23 protein-coding genes and 1 other annotated feature are annotated in these 24,708 nt (G+C 41.0%); of the genes, 15 read left to right on the forward strand and 8 right to left on the reverse strand.

Annotated elements, in window-relative coordinates:
* The first annotated feature begins 22 nt into the window (after positions 1-22).
* On the forward strand, positions 23-1,738 hold the full coding sequence (locus ACTU7M_RS09700) for an ABC transporter ATP-binding protein (RefSeq protein ID WP_443474194.1): 1,716 nt from the start codon (positions 23-25) through the stop codon (positions 1,736-1,738).
* 67 nt (positions 1,739-1,805) lie between these two features.
* Here the strand turns inward: ACTU7M_RS09700 and ACTU7M_RS09705 are convergent, their stop codons facing one another.
* The 6 genes from ACTU7M_RS09705 to ACTU7M_RS09730 form a co-directional block, all read right to left on the reverse strand.
* Positions 1,806-3,119: an amidohydrolase gene (locus ACTU7M_RS09705; protein WP_443474195.1), complete on the reverse strand. Its 1,314-nt coding sequence runs from the start codon at positions 3,117-3,119 to the stop codon at positions 1,806-1,808.
* Positions 3,120-3,121: 2 nt separating this feature from the next.
* The gene (locus ACTU7M_RS09710) at positions 3,122-4,795 is read right to left on the reverse strand and encodes an adenine deaminase C-terminal domain-containing protein (protein WP_443474196.1); all 1,674 of its coding nucleotides are present in this window, start codon (positions 4,793-4,795) and stop codon (positions 3,122-3,124) included.
* 168 nt (positions 4,796-4,963) lie between these two features.
* A complete protein-coding gene (locus ACTU7M_RS09715) occupies positions 4,964-6,028 on the reverse strand; it encodes an ABC transporter substrate-binding protein (protein ID WP_443474197.1) in 1,065 nt (354 codons plus the stop codon).
* A 16-nt stretch (positions 6,029-6,044) separates the two neighbouring features.
* Positions 6,045-7,082: an ABC transporter ATP-binding protein gene (locus ACTU7M_RS09720; RefSeq protein ID WP_443474198.1), complete on the reverse strand. Its 1,038-nt coding sequence runs from the start codon at positions 7,080-7,082 to the stop codon at positions 6,045-6,047.
* 18 nt (positions 7,083-7,100) lie between these two features.
* Positions 7,101-7,880 carry an ABC transporter permease gene (locus tag ACTU7M_RS09725; protein WP_443474199.1) on the reverse strand — a complete coding sequence of 260 codons (780 nt, stop codon included), beginning with the start codon at positions 7,878-7,880 and terminating at the stop codon, positions 7,101-7,103.
* Entirely contained in the window at positions 7,873-8,712 is an 840-nt protein-coding gene (locus ACTU7M_RS09730; protein WP_443474200.1) for an ABC transporter permease, read from the reverse strand. The genes ACTU7M_RS09725 and ACTU7M_RS09730 overlap by 8 nt, the downstream gene beginning before the upstream one ends.
* Positions 8,713-8,942: 230 nt before the next feature.
* On the opposite strand from ACTU7M_RS09730, the gene ACTU7M_RS09735 reads away from it, so the two are divergent.
* The 7 genes from ACTU7M_RS09735 to ACTU7M_RS09765 all read left to right on the forward strand — a co-directional run bounded on the left by ACTU7M_RS09735 (position 8,943) and on the right by ACTU7M_RS09765 (position 14,016).
* Positions 8,943-9,389: an immunoglobulin-like domain-containing protein gene (locus ACTU7M_RS09735; protein WP_443474201.1), complete on the forward strand. Its 447-nt coding sequence runs from the start codon at positions 8,943-8,945 to the stop codon at positions 9,387-9,389.
* Positions 9,390-9,392: 3 nt separating this feature from the next.
* Positions 9,393-10,109 (forward strand): 16S rRNA (guanine(527)-N(7))-methyltransferase RsmG, encoded by a 717-nt coding sequence (gene rsmG, locus ACTU7M_RS09740; protein ID WP_443474202.1) that lies wholly within the window; start codon positions 9,393-9,395, stop codon positions 10,107-10,109.
* A gap of 190 nt (positions 10,110-10,299) precedes the next feature.
* The gene (locus ACTU7M_RS09745; protein WP_443474203.1) at positions 10,300-11,064 is read left to right on the forward strand and encodes a ParA family protein; all 765 of its coding nucleotides are present in this window, start codon (positions 10,300-10,302) and stop codon (positions 11,062-11,064) included.
* Positions 11,054-11,944, forward strand: coding sequence for a ParB/RepB/Spo0J family partition protein (locus ACTU7M_RS09750; protein ID WP_443474204.1), 891 nt, complete (start codon positions 11,054-11,056; stop codon positions 11,942-11,944). The genes ACTU7M_RS09745 and ACTU7M_RS09750 overlap by 11 nt, the downstream gene beginning before the upstream one ends.
* 14 nt (positions 11,945-11,958) lie before the next feature.
* The gene (locus tag ACTU7M_RS09755; protein WP_443474205.1) at positions 11,959-12,165 is read left to right on the forward strand and encodes a DUF951 domain-containing protein; all 207 of its coding nucleotides are present in this window, start codon (positions 11,959-11,961) and stop codon (positions 12,163-12,165) included.
* 26 nt (positions 12,166-12,191) lie between these two features.
* Positions 12,192-13,289 carry a redox-regulated ATPase YchF gene (ychF, locus tag ACTU7M_RS09760; protein ID WP_443474206.1) on the forward strand — a complete coding sequence of 366 codons (1,098 nt, stop codon included), beginning with the start codon at positions 12,192-12,194 and terminating at the stop codon, positions 13,287-13,289.
* Between the two features lie 34 nt (positions 13,290-13,323).
* Entirely contained in the window at positions 13,324-14,016 is a 693-nt protein-coding gene (locus tag ACTU7M_RS09765; RefSeq protein WP_443474207.1) for a DUF1129 domain-containing protein, read from the forward strand.
* Between the two features lie 66 nt (positions 14,017-14,082).
* Here the strand turns inward: ACTU7M_RS09765 and lepB are convergent, their stop codons facing one another.
* Both lepB and ACTU7M_RS09775 read right to left on the reverse strand, forming a co-directional pair.
* Entirely contained in the window at positions 14,083-14,580 is a 498-nt protein-coding gene (gene lepB / locus ACTU7M_RS09770; protein ID WP_443474208.1) for a signal peptidase I, read from the reverse strand.
* A 42-nt stretch (positions 14,581-14,622) separates the two neighbouring features.
* A complete protein-coding gene (locus ACTU7M_RS09775; protein ID WP_443474209.1) occupies positions 14,623-15,210 on the reverse strand; it encodes a DUF6448 family protein in 588 nt (195 codons plus the stop codon).
* 182 nt (positions 15,211-15,392) lie between these two features.
* On the opposite strand from ACTU7M_RS09775, the gene ACTU7M_RS09780 reads away from it, so the two are divergent.
* From ACTU7M_RS09780 to msrA, 7 genes are all read left to right on the forward strand, one after another.
* Complete coding sequence (locus ACTU7M_RS09780) at positions 15,393-16,850, forward strand: DEAD/DEAH box helicase (RefSeq protein WP_443474210.1); 1,458 nt, start codon at positions 15,393-15,395, stop codon at positions 16,848-16,850.
* Between the two features lie 128 nt (positions 16,851-16,978).
* Positions 16,979-18,463, forward strand: coding sequence for an IMP dehydrogenase (guaB, locus tag ACTU7M_RS09785; RefSeq protein ID WP_443474211.1), 1,485 nt, complete (start codon positions 16,979-16,981; stop codon positions 18,461-18,463).
* 231 nt (positions 18,464-18,694) lie between these two features.
* A complete protein-coding gene (locus ACTU7M_RS09790; RefSeq protein WP_443474212.1) occupies positions 18,695-19,387 on the forward strand; it encodes a response regulator transcription factor in 693 nt (230 codons plus the stop codon).
* A 20-nt stretch (positions 19,388-19,407) separates the two neighbouring features.
* The gene (locus tag ACTU7M_RS09795) at positions 19,408-20,532 is read left to right on the forward strand and encodes a sensor histidine kinase (RefSeq protein ID WP_443474218.1); all 1,125 of its coding nucleotides are present in this window, start codon (positions 19,408-19,410) and stop codon (positions 20,530-20,532) included.
* Positions 20,533-20,596: 64 nt separating this feature from the next.
* Positions 20,597-21,934 (forward strand): serine hydrolase, encoded by a 1,338-nt coding sequence (locus ACTU7M_RS09800; RefSeq protein ID WP_443474213.1) that lies wholly within the window; start codon positions 20,597-20,599, stop codon positions 21,932-21,934.
* Between the two features lie 50 nt (positions 21,935-21,984).
* Positions 21,985-22,207: a binding site (T-box leader), on the forward strand.
* Positions 22,208-22,263: 56 nt separating this feature from the next.
* On the forward strand, positions 22,264-23,565 hold the full coding sequence (gene serS, locus ACTU7M_RS09805) for a serine--tRNA ligase (protein WP_443474214.1): 1,302 nt from the start codon (positions 22,264-22,266) through the stop codon (positions 23,563-23,565).
* Between the two features lie 49 nt (positions 23,566-23,614).
* Entirely contained in the window at positions 23,615-24,133 is a 519-nt protein-coding gene (msrA, locus tag ACTU7M_RS09810) for a peptide-methionine (S)-S-oxide reductase MsrA (protein WP_443474215.1), read from the forward strand.
* Positions 24,134-24,708: the final 575 nt, after the last annotated feature.

Consider the following 24,708-nt stretch of genomic DNA (forward strand, 5'->3'; position numbering starts at 1 on the left):
TATTAGGTTGAAGGAGGTACCCATGTTAAAACGATTTTTTAAATATTATCGTCCTTATAAAGGGCTTTTCATCTTGGATTTTTCGAGTGCGGTTATTGCGGCTGTTTTGGAATTAGCTTTCCCGGTTGCCGTAAATAGCGTCATCGATACTATTTTACCGTCCGGGGACTGGAACCGTATCATTACTGCTTCCATCTTTCTCCTGCTTTTATATATTATTAATACCTTTTTGCAATTCGTTGTTATTTATTTTGGTCACCGCTTAGGAATAAATATTGAGACAGATATGCGTCAAGACCTTTTTAACCATCTACAAAGACAGTCATTCAGCTATTATGACAATAACAAAACCGGGAAATTAATGACCCGCTTAACGTCGGATTTACAGGAAATATCGGAAGTGGCCCATCATGGTCCTGAAGATATTTTCATTACTTTAATTACCTTGGTGGGTGCCTTTTTACTTATGTTGCGTGTCCACACGAATCTCGCCATCGCGACCATTGTACTGATTCCTTTTATTATGTTTGCTGTTTCTTTCTTCAACAAGAAAATGACGGCAGTAAATACACGGATTTTCGAAAATCTCGGGGAATTTAATGCTGGTATCGAAGCAACTGTGAGTGGTGTGCGTGTTGTTCAGGCCTTCGCGAACGAAGCGTATGAGTCAGAACGATTTAAAGGCTTGAATAACCTTTATCGCCGGGCAAGGTTGACCTTTTACAAAACCATGGGCATTAGTTCTTCTTACAACTATTTGATGATTCGTCTCATCAATTTATTTGCGCTCTTCTTTGGTTCTTATTACACGATTCAAGGAGAATTGAGTTACGGGGATTTTGTTGGCTTTATCTTGCTATCAAATATTTTTGTTCGTCCCATCGAAAAAGTGAACAACATGATTGAGCAATATCCGAAAGGGATTGCCGGTTTCAAACGCTTTACTGAAGAAATCGATCGTGATCTTGAAATAGTTGATAAATCGGATGCCATTTCCGTTCAACATTTAGATGGCAATATCGTTTACAAAAATGTTTCCTTTTCATATGACGGTTCAACCCCTGTATTGGAAAATGTCGATTTAACCGTTCAGGCAGGAGAAACGGTGGCTTTCGTTGGACCAAGTGGTGGAGGTAAAACGACGATTTGTAACCTCTTGCCTCGTTTTTATGAAGTAACTTCTGGCAATATCACTATTGATGGCATCAATATCCAGGACATGACGATGCATTCCTTGCGTAACCAAATTGGTGTCGTTCAACAGGACGTATACTTATTCCCTGGTACGATTCGCGAGAACATCCGTTATGGGAAATTGGATGCGACAGAGGATGAAATCAAGCAAGCCGCAGTCTTGGCTAATTTGGAACATGTCATCAGGAATATGCCGGAAGGTTTGGATACGGTTATCGGGGAACGCGGGGTTAAACTATCGGGTGGGCAGAAACAGCGTCTTTCCATTGCGCGTATGTTCTTGAAAAATCCGCCTATTTTGATTTTAGATGAAGCGACGTCTGCTTTAGACACCGAAACTGAACAAGTTATCCAAGAGTCACTGGATTCCTTGGCGGTAGGGCGGACGACCTTGATTATCGCCCATCGTCTAGCAACCATCAAACATGCTACCCGTATTGTCGTAGTGAGCGATCACGGTATAGCTGAACAAGGAACACATGAAGAATTGTTGGCTCTTAACGGTGCTTACCGTCGTTTGTACGAGGCACAGTTTTTAGCATAAATTACTGATTATCTACACGCACAAAAATAACCGCCCTGTACCAACAAGGCGGTTATTTTTGTGCGTTCTATTTTTTTCGCTTGTCTACTTCTTGCCGAAAGTGCATCATTTCTGCGTCCAAATGTGAACGCAGGGTAGGTAAATTTGCTCGGACAAGTTGTTTTTCTTTAACCACTTGACTGCCGGCCACAAAAACATCCCGGACATTATGCGCTTGGGCTGAATAGACCAAGACAGCATACGGATCGAAAATAGGGAACATGTTGACGGAATCTGTCTCGATTAAGGTGATGTCTGCTTGCTTACCTGGTTCAAGTGACCCAATCAACTGATTCATACCCAGTGCTTCTGCTCCCCCGATTGTCGCTAAGCGGACAATTTCCTTTGTCGGAAAAGCTGCGCGGTCTTTCAATGCGGTCTTGTGAAAATAGGCAACCATTTTCATTTGGGAAAATAAATCCAGTGTATTGCCGCTGCTTGGCCCATCTGTTCCCAAGCCGACCCGAACCCCTGCATCCAACATTGCCTGAACAGGTGCGATTCCTTTAGCTGACTTGGTGTTGGCACCGATGCAATGAGCAACGGCTGCATTTTGCTTTTTTAAGAGGGAGATGTCATCGGCTGTTGCAAAAATGCAGTGGGCTGCTAACGTTCGTTCCGTTAGAATACCTAAATCGTTCAAATAAGCAATTGGGGTTTGATCGTAGTCCAGTTGGTATTTTTCCATTTCAAATGTCATTTCACTGACGTGAAGGGAAAAAGGGACATCATATTTTTCCGCTAAATCGAACGCTTGCTTTAATGAGTCCGGGCTGTTCGTATAGGGCGCATGTGGTGCAACTGCGGGTGTTATCAATGGATGATCCAACCATTTGGGAATGAATGTTGCTGCATAATCCAGTCCGCCATAAGGTTTTTCAGAATCAGGTGCTTCTTCCAGTACAGTTTCAGCCAGGATGGCGCGTGCGCCCATTTCATCAGTTGCTTTTGCCAACTCATTTTCAAAATAATACATATCGAAAAAGGTCGTAATACCTGCCAGCTGCATCTCCGCAATTGCATACTTTCCACTGTGATAGGCCAAGGTATCCGTCATACACGCTTGCTCCAATGGAAACAAAAACCGGGTTAAACGATCGGGTGTATCATCGCCTAATGAGCGGAAAGGGACCATGCCAATATGCGTATGGGTATTCACCATTCCTGGTATAGCAATGGCCCCTTTTCCGTCAATCACGCGTTCGTAGGTTTCTTCAGGCAGTTGTGCCATTGCTCCGACTGCTGTAATAACATCGTCAGAAAAACTGATAAAGCCAGGATTGTATTCAGTAAAGTTTTCATCCATCGTCAAAATATGGACATTCGTAATTAATGTTTTCATTTCTAGCGCTCCATTAGTGGAATGAGTTCGTGAGTGTGGACATCCATCATTCCAAAGTCAGTTATTTTCAATTTAGGTGACACGGGCAGGGATAAGGTAGAGAATGACATAATTTCATTGGTGTTTTTGTATCCTAAATGTCGCATTTCCCGGCGGACATCACCTAGTTTTTCTCCAAGGACCGAAACCGGTTCATCACTCAAAATACCACCGATTGGTAAAGGACAACTTGCGGTCACGGTTCCGTTCGCGCTTACGACATATCCTCCCTGCATGGCTAACACAGCTTGTTGGGCAACAAGAATATCCTCAATGGATGTTCCCATTACCATCAAGTTATGATGATCATGCGCCCAAGTCGTTGCGATGGCTCCTTTTTCAGACAACGTATTTTCGACGAAACCATACCCGATATTTCCGTTTTTTCCATAACGTTCCATTACTACAATTAAAGCCAGACCACTGCTTTCCCATTCTAAAAAGCCATCTTTTTCAGCGAGCGTTCTTTGTACGTGTTCGGTAAATGTTCCGACTTCCTGGATCGCAATGACATTGCAGAGCATCTCTTTTTCAACTTTGAATTGTAGGTCTTCTTTTGTCAAGGGGCGACACTGAACAGATTCATAAAAATGATCTGGAAATGCGATAACAGGATGATGGGGAGAGGTGCGTTTCCCATTTTTATAAACGTGCGCAATTTTAAAGCTTTCAAGGTCATCCAACAAAATAAAGTCAGCTAGGTAACCGGTCATGATGGCACCTCGGTCTTGGAAACCCATTCTTCGTGCCGGGGTGTAAGTGGCAGTGTAAATTGCTTCTTCAACCGGTAGTCCTGCTTCGATTGCTAAACGGACATTCTCATTCAAATGGCCCTTGGTGAAATCGTCAACCATGATGTCGTCGGTAATGATGGCCATATATTCGTATAATTTATACTGATTAATGACGGCCATATTTTCCGGGTTGATTGATTTCTTCTGAAACTCCAGAAAAAGCCCGTTCTTGGCTTTTTCCAAAATCGACTCCGGTGATTGATGGGTATGGTCAGCAGTCAAACCGACAAACATAAATTTCGCCAAGTCTTCACCGGAAACACGGGGGATATGTCCTTCTAGCGGCATGAATGGTTTTGTAGTTTGGGTTTCCCGTAAAATTTGTCGGATTAATGAATGGGGTTCGCTGGTTATACCCTTGAAGTTCATTGCTTCCCCCAAGGCAATCACATTAGGATATTGTAACAAGGCGCTGACTTCGGATACGCCAATGATGCCCCCCGTTGTTTCACGGTCCGATGTTGTTGAGGGCACAGAAGACGGAATGGCATAAAAAATATCCATTTCCGTTTCTTGTTCCATGAATGCCTGAATTCCTTCAATTCCAAACACGTTGGCAATCTCATGAGAATCAGCTACAACCGTCGTAACCCCATGTGAAAGGGCGGTTGGGGAAAATGAAGCAGGTGGGACCATCGAACTTTCAATATGCATATGAATATCAATTAATCCGGGAATCATATATTTTCCTTGAGCATCCAGTATTTCTTTCGGCTCCAAATAATGTAAATCCTCATCGGAAATGTAATAAAACTTTCCGTCTTTTACTGACACGTGTTGGTTTTCGAATGATTTCAGAAAAGTGTTAAAGACACGTGCATTTATAATCAACAAATCTATCATAAACGTTCTCCTTCCAGCTTGAAATGCGGCGTTTAGACAATAAAAAAACCACGAACGCCGCATTTTTCGCAAAAAAGCGGCGTTCTAGGCTCGTTCGGTAGCTAAACGCCGCACCCATACATCGATTTACTAAAAAAGAGACAGAAAAGTTCTGCCTCTTTAGTCTTTTTATTGATTCAATGTTTCATTCCACTGGTTAATCCAGTCTTCCAGGTTCTCATTCACAAATGTAAAATCAATTGCTTTTGCACGTTGTGCCACATCACCATAAGTTTTGTTTGCGGCTACTTCTTCATCCAATTCAACATCTGCGTTTGTTGGCGCTTCGTTCAAGGATGCCGCTGTTGTTGCTTGTAATTCTTGGCTTAGCTTCCAGTTAATGAATGCGTAAGCAGCATCTTTGTTGTCTGATGAAGCGACGACGTTCAATGTGTTAAAGTTTGCGTATGTACCAGACTCAGGAACGAGGAATTGAACATCTGGGTTTGCTTCAGAAATGATTGGGTAAGCAAAGTCCCCAACCACAGCTGCCACGATTTCTCCTGATTGGAATAAGTTCGCAAGGTCAGAAGATTTTGAGTATGTTTTGATGATATTTGGCTTCAACTCAGTTAGAGCTTCAAAACCTGCCGCGCCATTATCGGTAGTGATATCGACACCTTTGAAGTCGCTGGCAACATGCAGCATAGCAGGACCGAAAGTTGTTGTAATATCTGGAATTGAGATTTTCCCTGCCAATGAAGGATCCCATAAATCAGACCACTCATCAATTGTCATACCGGCAGCTTCTTCGTTGTAGATAATACCAATGCTATTCATGGTATAAGGTGCTCCTGAAGTTGCAACTGCATCCTTCGCACCGCCTACTAACTTAGACAAGTTCGGAACTTTAGTTTCGTCCAATTCTTCAAACAAACCGGCTGCGACACCCGTTGCTGCATTCGCTTGTGATAATTCAATAACGTCAATTGTTGAATTAGGGTTGTTTTGCAGTTTTGTGAAACGTTCGCTGGAATTCCCAACTTCGTAAGTAATTTCAGTCCCTGTTTCTGCTGAGAAAGGATCAAAAACATCGCGTTTAATGATATCTTCGCTCAACGCAAATGTGGAAACAATCAATTCACCGCCGTTTTCTGCTGTTGCAGAACTTTCTGCTTCTGAACCGGAGTTACCGCATGCTGCTAATAATAAAGTTGCTGCTAGAGATAGGGAAGCTGTTTTCCAATTTTTCATGTTTAGTTCTCCTTTTTTATACCAAAATTATTTTTGTTGGGTCTAAATACAAACGGACGGTCTCGCCTGCTTGATAAAGCTTAGCGTCTTCGTCGTTAACGATTAAGTTCCCGACGGCTGTTTCAACTTCATATTGATAACTCTTGCCTAAAAAGGTGCGTACACGAACGGTACCACTCAGGACATTATCAGCCGCTGCTAATTCACGGTGCATGGAAATGTTATCCGGACGGATTGTTGCTTTTACTGCTTGACCACTATTATCGCTATTCGTTTGGAATCGTGTGCCGTCTTCAGCACGATAAAGCTGCTCTTTTTCTTGTTGGAGAGGGATAAAATTCTCAAAGCCGATAAAGCGAGCTACGAATTCTGTCTTCGGATTTGAGTAAATTTCTTCAGGTGAAGCATATTGTTCAATAACGCCTTTGTTCATGACCGCTACTTTATCGGAGATGGAGAAACACTCCTCTTGATCATGCGTGACGAAAACCGTTGTAATCCCAAGTGTACGCTGGATGCGCTTGATTTCCATACGCATGGTGACGCGTAATTTGGCATCCAAGTTACTTAATGGTTCATCCAATAACAATAACTTTGGCTCGATTACCAAAGCACGCGCTAAGGCAACGCGTTGCCTTTGGCCACCGGAAAGTTGTTTTGGATACCGATCGGAAAAATCACCTAAACCGGTCACTTCCAAGATTCTTTTAACCTTTTCATCAATGACGGTTTTGTTTTCTTTGCGCAACTTCAATCCGAAGGCGACGTTTTCTTTAATCGTTAAATGTGGGAAAAGAGCATAGGATTGAAATACCATCCCGAAATTACGTTTGTGGACGGGTACTTTAGTCAATTCCATTTCGTCGACTACAAAAGTACCGTCATTTGGTTCAATTAAACCTGCGATGACACGTAAGGTTGTTGTTTTTCCACATCCGGAAGGACCAAGCAGGGAAACCAATTCTCCTTTTTCAATGGATAACCGTAAATCTTTCAGAACATCCGCTTTTCCATCATAACTAACGCGAATATCCTCTAAATTAACAAAAGCCATTAGTTGGCATCCTCCTCTTTACGAAATCGAAGCAAGTCCAAGCGTTTTTTCAATTAGAATCATCATCAAGATTGTTCCAATCATCAATAACACTGAAAGTGCGGATACAGTAGGGTCATAGTTGTATTCAATATAACTCATTAAGTTTGTCGGTAAAGCAGTGATACCTGGACCAGACAAGAATTGTGATACCGGAATATTATTGAAAGAGTTGATGAAAGCCAGCATAAATGAAGCGAAAATACCTGATGAAATATTGGGCAACACGACTTTGAAGAAAGCTGTCAATCGCGTACTTCCCAAAGTCCAGGCAGCTTCTTCAATTGAGAAGTCCAACTGTTCTAAACTGGAACCAACAACGCGAATAATGTAGGGTAAGCTAATTAAAAAGTGACCCAACAATAACCCTTGAAATATAGGCAGCTGTAACCGAATAACGATGAACTGGAATAAAGAGAAACCTACAACCACGCCAGGTATGATGGTTGGAGATAAAAAGAAACTCTTTAATGCAGTGCGACCAGGAAAGTTATAACGGGATAACCCGTAAGCAGCCGGTACCCCAATGATCAAGGCCAGAAAAGTTGCCAATAAAGATACTCTTAAACTCAGCCAGAAACTATTAATAAAGCCGCTAATTCTAAATACATTTGCATACCAATCCAGTGTAAAGCCTTCGATTGGGAATTGAATCGTTGGATTTTCCCCGAAAGATGTGACGACAATAATAAACAAGGGGAAGAATAAAAATAAGAAAATAACTAACGCGAAGAGCGCGAGCCCTTTTTGTTTACGCATTGAGGTCGCCTCCTCTTCTATCAATACGGGCAGCAAGCAAATTAAAACCTTTCATAACTAGCATGGTTGTGGCAATCATGATCAAAGCAATTACCCCTGCATTTTCCCAGTTACCTAAACTCATAGCATTTTGGTACAGGAAAGTTGCCATCATCATGTTTTGATTACCACCGAGTAGTTGCGGGGTTGTGTAGGCGGTTAGAGTACCAGTAAAAACTAAAATGCTACCGATAATTACCCCTGGAATGCTTAAAGGCCAAATAACTTTTACAAAAGCAACCAGCGGGTTCGCACCTAATGTTTCGGCAGCTTCTACAATTTCGGAGTCAATGTTTTCCAAAACGCCAACCAATGTTGTAATCATTAAAGGTAAAAATAAATATAAAGAACCAATCGTGATGGCAAACTCCGTATAAAGTAGTTGCATGGGTTCTTGAAGCACACCAATAGCCAATAAACTACGATTGATAATACCGTTTGTACCAAGAATGTTAATCCAGGCAAAACTGCGAACAACAGAGTTAGTTAACAAAGGGAATAAAACTAATCCCATCATCAGGCTACGCCATCTACGATCGCTGCGAGCGATGTAATAAGCTGTTGGAAGACCGAATGCAACACTTAATAAAGTAACAATCAACGATAACTTAACAGTTCGCCATAAAATAGAAATATTATAACTACTACTAAAAAAAGAGATATAGGAATCGAGTGTAAAACCGCCATCATAAACAGTTGGCCAAACAATCGAAAGCAACGGCAAAACTAAAAAGACAATCAACAAGATCAATCCCGGAGCCACAATGAGGTAGGGAGAGCTTTTGGATGACACGAACATTATCCTCCTCCATTTCCCAAATATATGGGAAAATATAATATATGGGGAAATTATAAGGTCTGATGAACTTTTTATCAACCCCAAAACGAATATAAGGCAATATAAATATACTTAATGTTCGTGTTTTCGAGGAGAAAGTGGGGTTGGTTTCATTTCTGCTCTTTTTTAGGTGGTTATCGTGTATAATGGGGAGAAAGAACGTACACATGAGCGGAGGAAGAAACATGAAGAAGCGTAGTGGTTGGTTCATCACAAGTATATTGACAACTTTACTACTGGCAGGCTGCAAACAAACCGCTTTTGAGCCAAGTCCGTACAAGCCTGCCGATCTAAACCATCTTTCAGGGGTTACGATGCAAACGGCGGAACCAAGTTACCCAACTGATATTGAATCGATTGCGGTCACGATCACAAATAAATCAGAAGCAGAATTGTTTTATGGGGTTGCTTTTAGTGTTGAGTATCTGGACGGCAATGAATGGGTTATTTTCCCATTTGAAGATGAAATGGCCTGGATTGAAATTGCCTTGATTTTGGAACCAGATGCAACCAACACCGAAGAATTAAACATGACGCTCTTAAAACATGATTTTGAACCGGGTAGCTACCGCATTATAAAGGATATTGCGGGCGAAACATTGACAGCAGAATTTGAAATAGAAATGGAGTAAAAGATGAATCCTGAAGAATTTAAAACAGCAGTTGCAGAGCTGGGGCTCGAATTGAGTGAAAAGCAAATGCAACAATATAATCGTTATTATGAATTACTGGTTGAATGGAATGAAAAGATTAATCTGACGGCTATTACCGAGCGAGATGAAGTTTACTTGAAACATTTTTTTGATTCCATCACGCTAGGATTGCATACCGATGTATTGAAGGGTGAGGTGGCACTTTGTGACGTCGGAGCAGGTGCAGGTTTCCCTAGTATCCCGTTAAAAATCGCCTATCCTGAAATCAAAGTCACGATTGTTGACTCTTTAAACAAACGCATTTCCTTTTTGGAACTCCTTTTTAAAGAATTAGCACTAGAAGGTGTACGTTGTTTCCATGATCGGGCCGAAACGTTTGGACAAAACCCTGAACATCGTGCGGCTTATGATATTGTAACAGCACGAGCAGTAGCCCGCATGAGTGTCTTAAGCGAACTATGCGTACCGTTGGTAAAAAAAGGGGGCTACTTTGTGGCAATGAAGGCATCAAGTTCTCAAGAGGAACTTGATGACGCCAAGGCTGCTATTGCAACTTTGGGCGGTAAAGTTGAAGAAGATTACGCCTTTGAATTGCCAAAAGAGGAAGGCGAGCGTCATATTGTTCTCATCAAAAAAACAAAAGACACGCCAAAAAAATATCCGCGCAAACCGGGTCTGCCCAATAAAAAGCCACTATAAGGAAGAGGGTATGAATTTACCTTGGTTTTTGGTACAATAATCAAGTAATGTTCGATTATTTTGTCTGTAGAAAATCATATTATACAAGAGCGATAAATGATGCAGTCATTTTGAAAAAATGCGAAAGGGAAAAATACGCATTTTATTTTTCCCTTTTTTTTGCATCATCTTTAGAACTGGAGGAAAGTAAATGACACGGATCATTGCAGTTGCAAATCAAAAAGGTGGCGTTGGTAAAACGACAACGACCGTCAACCTGGCAGCGGCGTTAGCCTACCTAGGGAACAAAGTGCTATTGATTGATAGCGATGCGCAAGGAAACGCAACAAGCGGCCTTGGTATTTCCAAAGCGGATGTGAACGATGATATTTATGATGTCCTCGTTAATCAAATTCCGATTGAACAAGCGATTCAGCCATCATCTCGGGAAAATTTGTGGGTCGTTCCGGCAACTATCCAGTTAGCAGGGGCTGAAATTGAATTGACAAGCCAACCACACCGTGAAGCGCGACTAAAGACAGCTTTACAAAAATTAAGTATTGAATACGATTATATTTTTATCGACTGTCCACCGTCACTGGGGCATTTGACTATCAACGCGTTTACAGCGAGTGATGCAGTTTTGATTCCTGTTCAATGTGAATACTATGCCTTGGAAGGTTTGAGTCAATTACTGAATACTTTCCGACTGGTTCAAAAACATTTCAACCAAGACTTGAAAATTGAGGGTGTTCTGTTGACGATGCTGGATGCACGTACGAACCTTGGTTTTGAAGTTGTTGAAGAAGTGAAGAAATACTTTAAAGAAAAAGTGTATGACACGATTATTCCACGTAATGTCCGTTTGTCCGAAGCACCAAGTTATGGTCAATCAATCGTCGATTATGATATCCGTTCGAAAGGTGCCGAAGTTTACATAGAACTTGCAAAGGAAGTGCTAGAAGATGCCGAGTAAAAACAATAAGGGGTTAGGCCGCGGCATTGATGCCTTATTTACAAACTTTGGTGACATCGAAAAAATTGATGAAAAAACCGAAAAAGTGGAAGAAATAAAGTTGGACGAAATTCGTCCCAATCCTTACCAACCACGGAAAGAGTTTGATGACACGGCCCTGGCGGAGCTTGCTGAGTCCATTAAAATAAATGGCGTTTTCCAGCCGATTATTTTACGGAAATCAGCAGTAAAAGGCTATGAAATTATTGTCGGGGAACGGCGTGCACGCGCTTCGCGTCTCGCTGGAAAAGAAACGATTCCGGCTATTGTCCGTCAATTCGATGAACGCGCAATGATTGAAATTGCTATTCTTGAGAACTTACAGCGTGAGGATTTATCGCCATTGGAAGAGGCGGAAGCCTATCAAACGATGTTGACGAAACTGAAGCTAACACAAGCCGATGTTGCGCAACGTTTGGGCAAGAGCCGTCCTTATGTGGCGAACTACCTGCGTCTATTAACGCTGCCAGAAGATGTTAAAAAGCTTCTTCGCAACGGTGATTTGACAATGGGGCAAGCGCGGACGTTGTTGGGATTGAAAAATCAAACACAAATCAGTGAATTGGCTAAACGCGTGGTAGCTGAAGGCATGACCGTACGGAATTTAGAAGCGTTGGTCCAAGAATTAACACAACCAACCCAGCGTAAAGAAAAGAAAAAACGCGAAAAAATCAAGAAACCTTCTTATATCATCGAAAGCGAAGAGCGCTTGATGGATCGTTTTGGAACTGCTGTGCAGATTACCCCTAAAGGCGAACAAGGGAAAATTGAAATTGAGTATTTATCACCTGCAGATTTGAATCGCATTTTGGATTTATTAGCGATTGAATTTGAAGATTGAAAAGGGGGTTGCCATTGGTGAACCAAAAAGAGTATGATTTACACGATATCGTGGAAATGAAGAAAGCACATGCTTGCCAAAGTAACTCCTGGGAGATTATTCGGATGGGGATGGATATCCGCATTAAATGCCAGAAGTGTGGACAGTTGGTCTTGATGCCGCGTCGTGAATTTGAGAAGAAAATGAAAAAAGTATTGGTGAAGGCAGAAGATGCTGAATAAGCACCAAATAGAAAGAGTGGAATAGAATGTCATTAACAGCAGGAATTGTGGGTTTGCCAAACGTGGGAAAATCCACATTATTTAATGCAATCACGAAAGCAGGAGTTGAAGCGGCAAACTATCCGTTTGCGACTATCGATCCAAACGTCGGCGTCGTTGAAGTACCAGATGAGCGTCTACAAAAATTAACAGAATTGGTGAAACCTAAAAAGACTGTTCCGACAACTTTTGAATTTACAGATATTGCCGGAATCGTAAAAGGTGCCAGTAAAGGTGAAGGGCTAGGAAATAAATTCTTGGCCAACATTCGCCAAGTTGATGCAATTTGTCATGTTGTGCGTTGCTTTGAAGATGAAAATATTACTCATGTCAGCGGTAAAGTGAACCCGTTAAGTGATATTGAAGTCATTAATTTGGAATTGATTCTTGCAGATTTGGAGTCCATCGATAAACGTTATACTCGTGTCAGCAAAATTGCTCGTACAAAAGATAAAGATGCTTTGGCAGAATTAGCCATTTTGGAACGTGTGAAAGAAGCTTTGGAAGCTGGTAAATCAGCGCGTACAGTGGAATTTACACCGGAAGAAGAACCACTTGTGAAGAGTCTTTTCCTTTTGACAACGAAACCTGTTCTTTATGTAGCAAACGTTGCTGAAGATGAAGTGGGCGACGCTGAAAACGAAATGGTTAAAGCAGTACGTGAGTTTGCTGCTTCAGAAGGTGCTGAGGTAGTAACGATCAGTGCGCGTATCGAAGAAGAAGTGGCTGAACTGGAAGATGAAGAAAAGGCTGACTTCCTGCGTGAGATTGGGATTGAACAGTCAGGATTGGATCAATTGATTCAAAAAGCCTATTCATTGCTAGGATTGGGTACTTATTTCACAGCGGGTGAAAAAGAAGTACGTGCTTGGACTTTCCGTTTAGGTATGAAAGCACCGCAAGCTGCTGGTGTTATCCATACAGATTTTGAACGTGGTTTTATTCGTGCAGAGACAGTTTCTTATGATGATTTATTAGCGGCAGGTAGCATGAGTGCAGCCAAAGAAGCTGGTAAAGTTCGCTCTGAAGGAAAAGAGTACATTGTTCAAGATGGCGATGTTATGTTATTCCGCTTTAATGTATAATGTTTGGCGTAAGAAATTCTAGGAGGCTCTAAACGTGTCAGAGAATACAGAAAAAACACTTGAACAATTAAAGAATGAAAACAATGCCTTGTGGAGTGAACTTACTAAACGTAATGAGCAATACATGGTTGGTCTTGATCGTGCTTTAAAACAAGCTAACTACGACGAAGAAAATAAACATGTTTTATATAACAAAATGATGACGGAGCTTGTCTCAAATCAAAAAAGTGGTACGACGGCACGCCAATTATATGGAACTGTATCTGAATGCGCAGAAAACATTCTGCAGCAACATGAAGAGAGTATAGTGCCAGAGCGCTCACCAAACTGGCTGATTGCCATCGATGGTGGCCTCCTATTGGGTTCAATCTTCGCGTTGATTTCAGGGATTTCCTTATTGACGTCTGATGCTAACGTACAGCCCGGTATGGGAATTATCAGCTTAATCTTGAATTTTATTGCGGGTGGATTATCCATGTTGGTTATTTCCAAATACCAACCAGACCCTAACGCGCCAAAAGGCAAAAAAGGTTACGGAAAATATATTGCGGCTACAACGATTGCCATGCTTTTCTGGATGCTAGCGATGACGGCGACAATGGCATTAGTGCCACCAGCCATCAATATTAGCTTGTCAGCACCTGCTTATTTAGTAATTGGTGGTCTTGGATTTGCGCTTAAATTCTATTTGAAGAAAAAATTCACTATCACAGGTGGATTGTTCTAAAGTATAAAAAGTGGAACAACACGTTTTTATGGTGTTGTTCCACTTTTTTGTATTTAAATATTTCCGTTAAATCCGGTGGAATGGATAACAGGAAAAGAATACTTTTCCTACCATATCTTTTTGGGCAATATAGGGATCTTCAAAATGGCGACTATCTTGGGAAATGGTTCTATTATCGCCAAGCATGAAGTATTTTCCTTTGGGAACGATGAAGTTTCCTCCATCACCACTCGGATTCGCCGTGTATGGTTCATCCAGTTCCTTTTGATTGAGATAAACTGTACCATTTTCTCGGATGTCGATACTGTCTCCCGGTAGACCAATAACTCGCTTAATCACGTCCTGGTTAAGTTCATGGGAATGAAAAATGACAATGTCACCACGGTGCACCTTGTTGTAGGCATATAGGCGCTTGGTCAGAAGTCTCTGCTTTGGTTTGAGTAAGGGAGACATGGATAAAGAGGAGACCCTAGCCACAAAGAAAAGGTAGCGCCGGATAAACTGGGCTGCCACTCCAGCAAGTAGAATGATGGTGATGATGTTAAAAAATAGGGACTCATTCATTTTTTTCACCTGGCTTCAATAGTAGTAGGATATAGATGGCCGTTAATGTTTATGAGCATGGTGATGTTCATGATCATGCTCTTCACCTTCCGCGCTTTTGAAGAAGGTGACGTAGGCTGCGATGTATTCCCGGGCAGCATCAAGGTCGTTGATGTCGTAATCCTTCAATTTCAAGGCTCTTTGAAATTTCCCTTCAAGAGCTGCTACTTCCTCTTTCGGAAGGACACCTTCAAAAGGTGACAGATTCCCAACTTCTAGACACTTGTCTGCGGCAGCGACTCTTGGGTCAACCGGTACACCCGCTGGTTTCATGCCCTCGAAGGGTGCACCCTCTCCGGCACGATGGATTCGGATAACGCTCTCCTGGAAATATTGATCGGCCAACATCTGGGCCTCGGGGCTGAGTATTCGGACTTTGCGGCTTAACTCGAAGATTTTCGTGAGTTCTTCTTCATCTTCCGGAGCAAGCCATTTCAAGGCATAGTTGAGGTTTCCTGTTTCCAATGCTTTCCTGGCGTCGGTTGCGGTAGGCCCATCAAAGGTGTCACAGTGAGCGCTAACATTTATAGGCATCAAGAATATAAAGAGAGCGACGACAAACAATACGACTACGACCATTAAGATTTGCATGAAAATTCCTCCTTATGTTTTATTTGTTTTTTGTTCTTTATGCCCTTGTTATATCACATAACCATGAGTTTGAAACTTTTAAAGATTTATCTGGCCGTTAGGATAACGCTCGTAAGAAAAAAATACTCTTTTGTCTCCAATCCTGATATACTGGTCCAGCAAAGAAAAGAAAGTAGGAAAATATGGAAAAGAAATCATTTGAATCGATGGGAATTAGTCCCGAAATACTGAAAGCACTCACGAGTTTGCGTTATTACAACCCAACAGCAGTGCAGGAACAGGTGCTTCCGTTGGCTTTAGAAAAACAGGATATTATTGTGGAATCACAAACAGGTAGTGGCAAGACAGCTGCATTTGGTATTCCATTGTGTGAAGATGCAATTTGGGAAGAAAATAAACCCCAAGCTTTAATCCTTGTTCCGACTCGGGAATTAGCGTTACAAATCAAGGAAGAAATTATGAATATCGGCCGTTTGAAGCGAATTAAGGTGACTGCGGTATTTGGTAAGTCATCCTTTAAAACACAAAAATCCGAATTGAAGCAAAAAAGTCATATTGTCGTGGGAACACCGGGCCGGATACTTGAACACCTTCAAGAAGGAACATTTTTGGTAGAAAAAATACGTGCCTTGGTTTTGGACGAAGCAGACGAAATGTTGCATATGGGCTTTATTGAACAAGTAGAATCCGTGATTGACTACTTGCCAAGTAGTCGTCAAACGTTGCTATTCTCAGCCACCATGCCGGCCGAAGTAGAGAGATTGGCAAGTTTCTATATGCATGAAAATCGCGCTTCTGTAAAAATGGCAAAGTCAGTAGAGAATACACCGCGTATTTTGCATTCTTATATTAAAGTGCAAGACACCCCTAAAGAAAAATTACTGTTAAATTTATTGACGATTGCAAATCCAGATGCCAGCATCATTTTCTGTAATACCAAAGATGTTGTTGATGCAGTGGATGCTTACTTAGGTAAAGCAGGTCTACCCGTTGATAAATTGCATGGCGGTATGGATCAAGAAGATCGTTTAGCGGTACTGAATGATTTTCGTTCAGGAAAACTTCGTTACTTAGTGGCGACGGATGTCGCTTCACGTGGTATCGATATTGAAAACATCACACATGTGGTTAACTATGATGTTCCTTTTGAAAAAGAAAGCTTTATTCACCGAACGGGTCGGACTGGACGTGCAGGTAAAATGGGGCAAGCACTAACTTTGGTTAGTGAGAATGACAAATTCCGTTGGGCGGAAGTTTTTGACTACGCATTTGAAGATAAAGATGCCGTTACAGAGATTGTCGCCCCTTCTGAACGTATCGTTGCGCGTGCAAAGGCTGCTTTTGACAAGAAAAACCAAACACGGATGAAACCAAGAGTCGCCCGTAATAAAGAGTTAAATCAAGACATCACCAAGATTTATTTCAATGGTGGCAAAAAGAAAAAACTTCGCGCAGTTGATTTTGTTGGTACATTAACGAATATCAAAGGCATTACGGCCGAAGACATCGGTATTATCACCATCCAGGAAAATGTAACATATGTTGAGGTTTTAAATGGAAAAGGTCCTTACGTTATTTCGGAAATGCAAGATCGGACTGTAAAAGGGAAAAATTTGAAAGTCCATAAAGCCCGTAAATAGAAAATACCTAAGGAGTCCCGCAAAAAAATGCGGGGCTTTTTTCATTCTTAAGCTTGACGTTTATCTTCGTGGGTGGTAAGTTAAAACATAAAAAAATCGTACCAACCAAAGGAGAGGGGAAACAAAAAATGTCGAACTGGGAAACAAAATTTGCTAAAGAGGGATACACATTTGATGACGTATTATTAATACCTGCAGAAAGTCATGTATTACCGAATGATGTGGATCTATCAATTCAATTGGCAAAAAATATCCGCTTGAATGTCCCTATTTTAAGTGCAAGCATGGATACTGTAACTGAAGCCGAAATGGCCATTGCCATGGCACGAAATGGCGGTTTAGGCGTCATCCACAAAAATATGTCTATCCAAGCGCAAGCAGACGAAGTTCGCAAAGTAAAACGCTCAGAAAGTGGCGTTATTATTGATCCTTTCTTCTTGACACCAGATCATTTGGTAAGTGAAGCAGAACATTTGATGGCAAAATACCGCATTAGTGGTGTTCCGATTGTGAATCATATGGAAGAACGCCAATTAGTTGGGATTCTTACAAACCGTGATTTACGTTTTATTTCTGATTACACTCAAAAAATTGGTGATGTTATGACCAAAGAGGAGCTTATTACGGCACCTGTTGGAACATCATTAAAAGAAGCAGAAAACATTTTGCAAAAATACAAAATTGAAAAATTACCTTTGGTTGATGGTGAAGGCAAACTAGCTGGCTTAATTACTATTAAGGATATTGAAAAAGTTATTGAATTCCCACATGCAGCGAAAGATAGCCATGGTCGCTTATTGGTGGCAGCAGCTGTAGGAGTGACTACTGATACTTTTGAACGTGCTCAAGCATTACTCGATGCTGGTGCTGATGCAATTGTCATTGATACTGCTCATGGTCACAGTGCGGGTGTTATCCGTAAAATTAGTGAAATTCGTGCCCAATTCCCAGAGGCAACCTTGATTGCTGGTAACGTTGCGACAGCTGAAGGGACCCGTGCCTTGTTCGAAACGGGTGTAGATGTTGTTAAAGTAGGTATCGGACCTGGTTCTATCTGTACAACACGTGTGGTGGCAGGAGTTGGGGTACCACAAATCACAGCTATTTATGATGCTGCAGGTGTGGCACGTGAATACGGAAAAGCGATTATTGCTGATGGTGGTATTAAGTATTCTGGAGATATCGTAAAAGCAATGGCTGCCGGTGGACATGCTGTTATGTTGGGTAGTATGTTGGCGGGTACGGACGAATCACCTGGTGAATTTGAAATGTTCCAAGGCCGTCGTTTCAAAACGTACCGCGGAATGGGTAGCTTGGCAGCCATGGAAAAAGGTTCAAGCGACCGTTATTTCCAAGGTGGCGTAAATGAAGCTAACAAACTTGTTCCTGAGGGGATTGAAGGTCGCGTTGCTTATAAAGGCGGCGTTGGCGATATTATCTTCCAAATGCTAGGTGGCGTTCGTTCCGGTATGGGCTATGTTGGCGCAGCTAACTTAGAACAATTACGCGAAAATGCACAATTTATGCGTATGTCAGGTGCCGGTTTGGTTGAATCTCATCCACACGATATCCAAATTACAAGAGAAGCACCAAACTACTCTTTTGGAAACTAAGGGTTATTAATTTAATATTTCTGTAAACTGCTTACCTTGATAAAATAAAGGTAAGCAGTTTTTTTATAAGGATTGTTTGGACGTAACTATTTAATTCCCGCTGAATTATGTCCAAACTTGTTTCCGTGAAAGCCATATTTTTTAAGATTCTTACAAGTATCACGTTTTTAACGAAACCTTTATTATTTTCTGGTAAACTAACAGCAACTAATATGCACAATGAGGTGACTTATGGATAAGATATTAATTGTTGATGACGATCGTGAAATTGTAGATTTACTAAGTATTTATTGTAAAAATGAAGGCTATGAAGCTATAAAAGCTTATAACGGAGTAGAAGCCCTGCAATTGCTAAAACAAAATATGGATATCCAGCTTATTATCCTGGATGTCATGATGCCGAAAAAAGATGGCATCGCTGTTTTGAAAGAGCTTAGAGAAGATAATAATCAAATACCGGTTTTGATGTTAAGTGCAAAATCTACTGACATGGATAAAATTCAAGGACTAACTTCTGGTGCTGATGATTACGTCTCTAAACCCTTCAATCCACTTGAAGTGATGGCACGTATCAAGTCATTATTACGCCGTTCTTCGGTTACCCAACAAGAAATAGAAGCCAATGTTATTGAGGTTGGTCCACTTATCATTAAAAAAGAGTCCCATGAAGTTAAAACCTTGAATGGTAAAGAAATACAATTAACTGCCTTGGAATTCGGCATTTTATATTTGTTGGCAAGTAATTTGAATCGTGTTTTTAGTGCGGATGAGATATTTGAACGGGTATGGTTACAAGAAAGTATTGTTTCAGCCAAAACAGTAATGGTACATGTTAGCCATCTACGCGATAAAATCGAAAAGGCAACCAACGGTGAAAAAGTAATCCAAACCGTCTGGGGAGTCGGCTATAAAATTTCAGAATAGGGGCAAATGGCGTGCTGAAATTGAAATTAACTAGAAAAGAACTCGGTGAGCTCATCTTTGAAGCGATTGTCACCATGACGATCATGTATTTCCTGTTGATGGGTTTTTATTTGATTTTCAATCAGATTGTCCAATCCCCACCAGAATTTTTACCACAAATCAACTCTTTATGGGATGTCATTCTATTTATTGATTTCATAGTGATTGAATATAAATTTATTATTCTCGTATCAGCGTTACTGTTTTCTGTTTTCTTTACATGGTGGCGTCTGTTTCGTCGCTATAAACAAATGCAACTGCGCCATATCCTGGACGAACTGCACTACATCGCTTCAGGAAATTTTGACCATCGGATTGAAGCTGATTTAAACGGGGATATGAATGATGTTGTCAACAGTATCAATACGTTAGTGGAGAGTACTGTGGAGGCGATGGAAGAAGAACGGAAGATTGAACAATCGAAAGATGAACTTATAACGAACGTCAGCCATGACATACGGACCCCATTAACATCAATCATCGGATATTTAGGTTTAATAGAAGACAAACAATATTCTACGTTCGAAGATGTCGAGCGCTATATCCATATTGCTTATGTAAAAGCGTTACAAATGAAAGTGCTTGTTGACGATTTATTTGAATATACGAAGGTGAGGCAAACTTCTACTCCCTTGAATTACACGAGAATTAATCTGGGCAATTTTTTGGAACAGATGGCTGCGGAATTTGAACTAGAGTCTGCCAAACAAGAAATGGCGATTGAAGTGATTATGGAAAGCGAACCATTAATGATCGAAGCGGACGTGGATAAGATTGCCAGAGTGTTCAGTAACCTGATTTCCAATGCCCTGAAGTACGGGAAAGGTGGCAGCTGGATTAAGATTGTCGTTGATAAAGTGGGTTCTGAAGCGCTCATTTCCGTGAAGAATAATGGGCCGAAAATACCCGAAGAAGCCCTGGAAGAGCTATTCGGCCGTTTTTACCGGGTGGAATCCTCCCGTTCTCATCAAACAGGAGGAACTGGTTTGGGGTTGGCCATAGCTCAGAGCATCGTAGCCTTGCATGGAGGCTACATTTATGCAGAATCCAATGAAAATGAAACAAAATTTGTGATGCGTTTGCCATTGGAACAAACACCCAACTAAATGTTGTGTTTTTGCTGTTTTTCCGCTAACATAAGAACGTAACTTTAGTGAATGGAGTAGAAGAATGATTAAATATAATAAATGGACAATCGGCCTCTTATCTGGAACTGTATTAGCCAGTACCCTTGTAGCAGTTCCAGAAGCATCAGCAGCTGTAGAACCAATTAAAGTTTCTGCTGAGGCAGCTTTCGTAATTGATAATGAAACAAATAAAATTCTATTAGATCAAAACGGGGATGAATCCCTTTATATCGCTTCAATGACAAAAATGATTCCTCTATATTTAGTGCATGAGGCTGTGGAAGCCGGCACCATTTCATGGGACACACCTGTTCCAGTCAGTGAGTATGCCGTAGCCATCAGTCAAAACTATGAACTATCTAATGTTCCTTTACGCGAAGATTTTACTTATACTGTTAAAGACCTATATGAAGCAATGGTCATTTATTCAGCGAATGGCGCAACAATTGCTGTAGCAGAATTGATTGGCGGAACTGAACATGCTTTTGTTGACATGATGAAAGCGAAATTGGATGAATGGGGAATTACAGGCTACTCTCTTTTTAATACAACGGGTTTGCCTAACCACTATGCAGATGAGTTAGGAAACCTTTACCCAGGTGCCCCTGTTGATGAAGAAAATAAAATGACAGCACGTGGCATTGCCACTGTGGCCGATCATTTGTTGGATGACTATCCAGAAATCTTGGAAACAGCTAAAATTGAGGATAAAATTTTCATGGAGGGTTCCGGAGACGAAATCCACATGATGACTTATAACTTGATGTTGCCAAACCAACCATACGCACACACTGGCGTTGATGGTTTGAAGACAGGAACAACCGATGCTTCTGGCGCTTCTTTTGCAGGAACTGCAGTTGAAGAAGATAGACGCGTCATTACAGTCGTGATTGGTGCGGAAGACAATTCTGTCCGTTTCGGAGAAACTTCACGTTTGATGGATTTTGCATTTGATAATTTTGAAAAAGTCCAAATTGCAGCAAAAGGGGATGCAGTAAAAACTGAAGAACCATTGGCAATTGCAAAAGGTAAAGAAGAAGAAGTAGGGTTGGTTTACAGTGAAGATGTCTTTGTTGTGACACCGAATACAGATGAAGAACTTAAAGTTGAAACAGAAATGTCCTTGAATCCTGATTTGTTGAACGAAGATGGCCAGGTAGAGGCACCGATTGAGAAGGGAACGACAGTCGGAAATGTTACTCTTTCAATTGAAGGTGATGATCTGGGTTACTTGGATGGTTCGCTAAACGAAGCAGCTGTAGCGGTTGAGCGCACAGTCGAAAAAGCGAATGTTTTCGTATTGGCATGGCGCTGGATAGCGAGCACTGCTTCTCAAGGATGGAATACAGTAACTGATTTTATCGGTGGTTTCTTTAACTAAGTTGACGAAATAGCTGTTAATCGAGTAAAATGATGATAATTAAAACAAATAAAAAGCTAGGCATGTGAATAGTAAATAATGGTAGTCTTTTAGAGAGTCGGTGGTGGGTGAAAACCGATAGATGCCTTTATTGAATCCACGCATGAAGCAAACAATGAAAACAAATCAATTGCTTAAATTGTTTCGGGTCCCCCGTTATCGTCTAAAGTGCGGATGCATACGTGTGTCCGAAACTGGGTGGTACCGCGAATGACAAGTCATTTCGTCCCAATAGATTGTTATCTATAGGGGCGGAATGGCTTTTTTTATATGATTAGGAGGAGAAAAAGATGTTAGATATTAAGAGAATTCGTGAAAATTATGATGAAATGGCAGAGAAACTGGCTGCTCGTGGTGTTACAGCCGAAGTTTTAACGGAGTTGAAACAACTGGATGAGGAACGCAGAGGGAAAATTGTTGAAGCGGAGAATTTGAAACAGGTCCGCAATCAAGTATCCCAAGAAATCGCAACTTTGAAGCGCAATAAAGAGAATGCAGATGATAAAATTGCTCAAATGAAAGAAGTGGGTGACCAAATCAAGCAAATGGATGCAGATTTGGCTGCCATTGAAGAAAAAATTAACTATATTGCCTTTCGTTTGCCAAATGTGGCGCATGCATCTGTGCCGGTCGGAGCGGATGAAGAAGATAATGTGGAAATACGTAAATGGGGCGAACCACGCCGTTTTGATTTTGAACCGAAAGCCCACTACGAAGTTGCAGAAGCTCTAGGAATTCTGGACTTTGAACGTGCTGCTAAAGTAACAGGTTCTCGTTTTGTTTTCTACAAAGGCTTGGGTGCGCGTTTGGAACGTGCTTGTTACAATTATATGTTGGATTTACATACGGGTGAACACGGGTATACAGAAGTGATTCCTCCCTATATCGCAAATGAAGCTTCAATGTTTGGGACAGGTCAATTCCCTAAATTCAAGGAAGATGTTTTCCAATTGACGGATGAACGCAACTTTACTTTGATTCCGACAGCTGAAGTACCCTTAACAAACTATTACCGCGATGAAATTCTGGACGAGGCAGACTTACCAGTCTATTTTACGGCGATGAGTCCGTCTTTCCGTTCTGAAGCAGGAAGTGCAGGCCGTGATACACGTGGCTTGATCCGTATGCACCAATTCCACAAAGTTGAAATGGTTAAATTCAGTAAACCAAGCGAATCATATGAAGAGTTAGAAAAAATGACCGATAATGCAGAAGCTGTTTTGCGTAATTTAGGTCTACCGCACCGTACCATTGTTTTATGTACAGGAGACATGGGCTTCTCAGCGGCAAAAACATACGACGTTGAAGTTTGGGTCCCAGCACAAGACACATACCGTGAAATCAGTTCTTGTTCAAATACGGAAGATTTCCAAGCGCGCCGTGCGATGATTCGTTACCGGAATGAAGAAACCGGTAAAGTGGAATACGCAAATACATTAAATGGTTCAGGTGTAGCAGTGGGACGTACAGTAACGGCTATTTTGGAAAATTATCAAAATGAAGATGGGTCAATAACAATTCCAGAAGTTTTGGTTCCATATATGGGTGGTATCACTAAGATTACGAAGGAAAATGCATTAGGGAATAAATAATTCTTCTATATATGTTAAAATAACCCCAAAAGAAAGGGGAGTTTAAACGATGGCATTTGAAAAAGCAACGTTTGCTGGTGGATGCTTCTGGTGTATGGTAAAACCGTTTGATACTTTACCAGGAATTGAATCTGTCATTTCAGGTTATACGGGTGGCCATGTTGAAAATCCAACTTATGAGGAAGTTTGTACCGGAAAGACAGGCCACACGGAAGCGGTACAAATAACATTTGATCCAGAAGTTTTTCCGTATAAAGATTTAGTAGAGGTTTATTGGCAACAAACAGATCCAACTGATCCAAACGGTCAATTCGTTGACCAAGGAAATTCTTACCGCCCCGCGATTTTTTATCATTCACCTGAACAAAAAGAGATTGCAGAAGAATCAAAACGGGCGCTTCAAGAGAGTGGACGGTTTAAAAAACCGATTATTACACCAATCGAACCTGCGCAACCATTTTATGCCGCAGAAGAGTATCACCAAGACTTTTACAAAAAATCTTCAGCGCATTATAACCGGTATCGGACAATGTCTGGGCGCGACAACTACATAAAAAGCCATTGGTAATAATAAAAGCACAAATTTTAAATTTGTGCTTTTTGTTTTTTTTGAACAAAAAGCAAATTAATCATAGGCTATTTATCATTTTTATTATCCAAATCGGAACTATCTATTCCACTTGTGTTAAAAACGTTCGTCAATATCGAATGTTAGTGGGTTTTATCAATAATGTACGTCGAAAATAACGTGCAAAAAGGGTTGCAAAAAGAAAGAAAAGGTTGTATCATGAAATTCCGTTAGTCATCCAATACATATTGTTTGACAAACGAAAAAAACATTTTAATTTCTCTTGACAAGTTATTCAAGAAGATGATATGATGTTTTAGCTTTCACTTGGAGCGTCGCTAAATTTTTGAAAAAATAATTTCAAAAAAGTGTTGACGCCGAGTTGATAAGATGCTATTATATAGAAGTTGTCACGAACGAAACATCACGTAACACGTGATAACGGATTGACCTTTGAAAACTGAACAAAGAATGAACGAACCAAACGTGCAGGGCATCCTAACGGATGCACATTAAGCCGACACGCAAGTGTCGCAACACAAGTAAGTCAGCAAAACAACAAGAGCAATCAACTT

It is taken from the genome of Jeotgalibaca sp. A122 (assembly GCF_052266715.1).
Taxonomy (GTDB): Bacteria; Bacillota; Bacilli; order Lactobacillales; family Aerococcaceae; genus Jeotgalibaca.

Coding starts and splice junctions, on each gene's coding strand:
- ACTU7M_RS09700 (WP_443474194.1), top strand. CDS start 23: ATGTTAAAACGATTTTTTAAATATTATCGTCCTTATAAAGGGCTTTTC.
- ACTU7M_RS09705 (WP_443474195.1), bottom strand. CDS start 3,119: ATGAAAACATTAATTACGAATGTCCATATTTTGACGATGGATGAAAAC.
- ACTU7M_RS09710 (WP_443474196.1), bottom strand. CDS start 4,795: ATGATAGATTTGTTGATTATAAATGCACGTGTCTTTAACACTTTTCTG.
- ACTU7M_RS09715 (WP_443474197.1), bottom strand. CDS start 6,028: ATGAAAAATTGGAAAACAGCTTCCCTATCTCTAGCAGCAACTTTATTA.
- ACTU7M_RS09720 (WP_443474198.1), bottom strand. CDS start 7,082: ATGGCTTTTGTTAATTTAGAGGATATTCGCGTTAGTTATGATGGAAAA.
- ACTU7M_RS09725 (WP_443474199.1), bottom strand. CDS start 7,880: ATGCGTAAACAAAAAGGGCTCGCGCTCTTCGCGTTAGTTATTTTCTTA.
- ACTU7M_RS09735 (WP_443474201.1), top strand. CDS start 8,943: ATGAAGAAGCGTAGTGGTTGGTTCATCACAAGTATATTGACAACTTTA.
- rsmG (WP_443474202.1), top strand. CDS start 9,393: ATGAATCCTGAAGAATTTAAAACAGCAGTTGCAGAGCTGGGGCTCGAA.
- ACTU7M_RS09745 (WP_443474203.1), top strand. CDS start 10,300: ATGACACGGATCATTGCAGTTGCAAATCAAAAAGGTGGCGTTGGTAAA.
- ACTU7M_RS09750 (WP_443474204.1), top strand. CDS start 11,054: ATGCCGAGTAAAAACAATAAGGGGTTAGGCCGCGGCATTGATGCCTTA.
- ychF (WP_443474206.1), top strand. CDS start 12,192: ATGTCATTAACAGCAGGAATTGTGGGTTTGCCAAACGTGGGAAAATCC.
- lepB (WP_443474208.1), bottom strand. CDS start 14,580: ATGAATGAGTCCCTATTTTTTAACATCATCACCATCATTCTACTTGCT.
- ACTU7M_RS09775 (WP_443474209.1), bottom strand. CDS start 15,210: ATGCAAATCTTAATGGTCGTAGTCGTATTGTTTGTCGTCGCTCTCTTT.
- ACTU7M_RS09780 (WP_443474210.1), top strand. CDS start 15,393: ATGGAAAAGAAATCATTTGAATCGATGGGAATTAGTCCCGAAATACTG.
- guaB (WP_443474211.1), top strand. CDS start 16,979: ATGTCGAACTGGGAAACAAAATTTGCTAAAGAGGGATACACATTTGAT.
- ACTU7M_RS09790 (WP_443474212.1), top strand. CDS start 18,695: ATGGATAAGATATTAATTGTTGATGACGATCGTGAAATTGTAGATTTA.
- ACTU7M_RS09800 (WP_443474213.1), top strand. CDS start 20,597: ATGATTAAATATAATAAATGGACAATCGGCCTCTTATCTGGAACTGTA.
- serS (WP_443474214.1), top strand. CDS start 22,264: ATGTTAGATATTAAGAGAATTCGTGAAAATTATGATGAAATGGCAGAG.
- msrA (WP_443474215.1), top strand. CDS start 23,615: ATGGCATTTGAAAAAGCAACGTTTGCTGGTGGATGCTTCTGGTGTATG.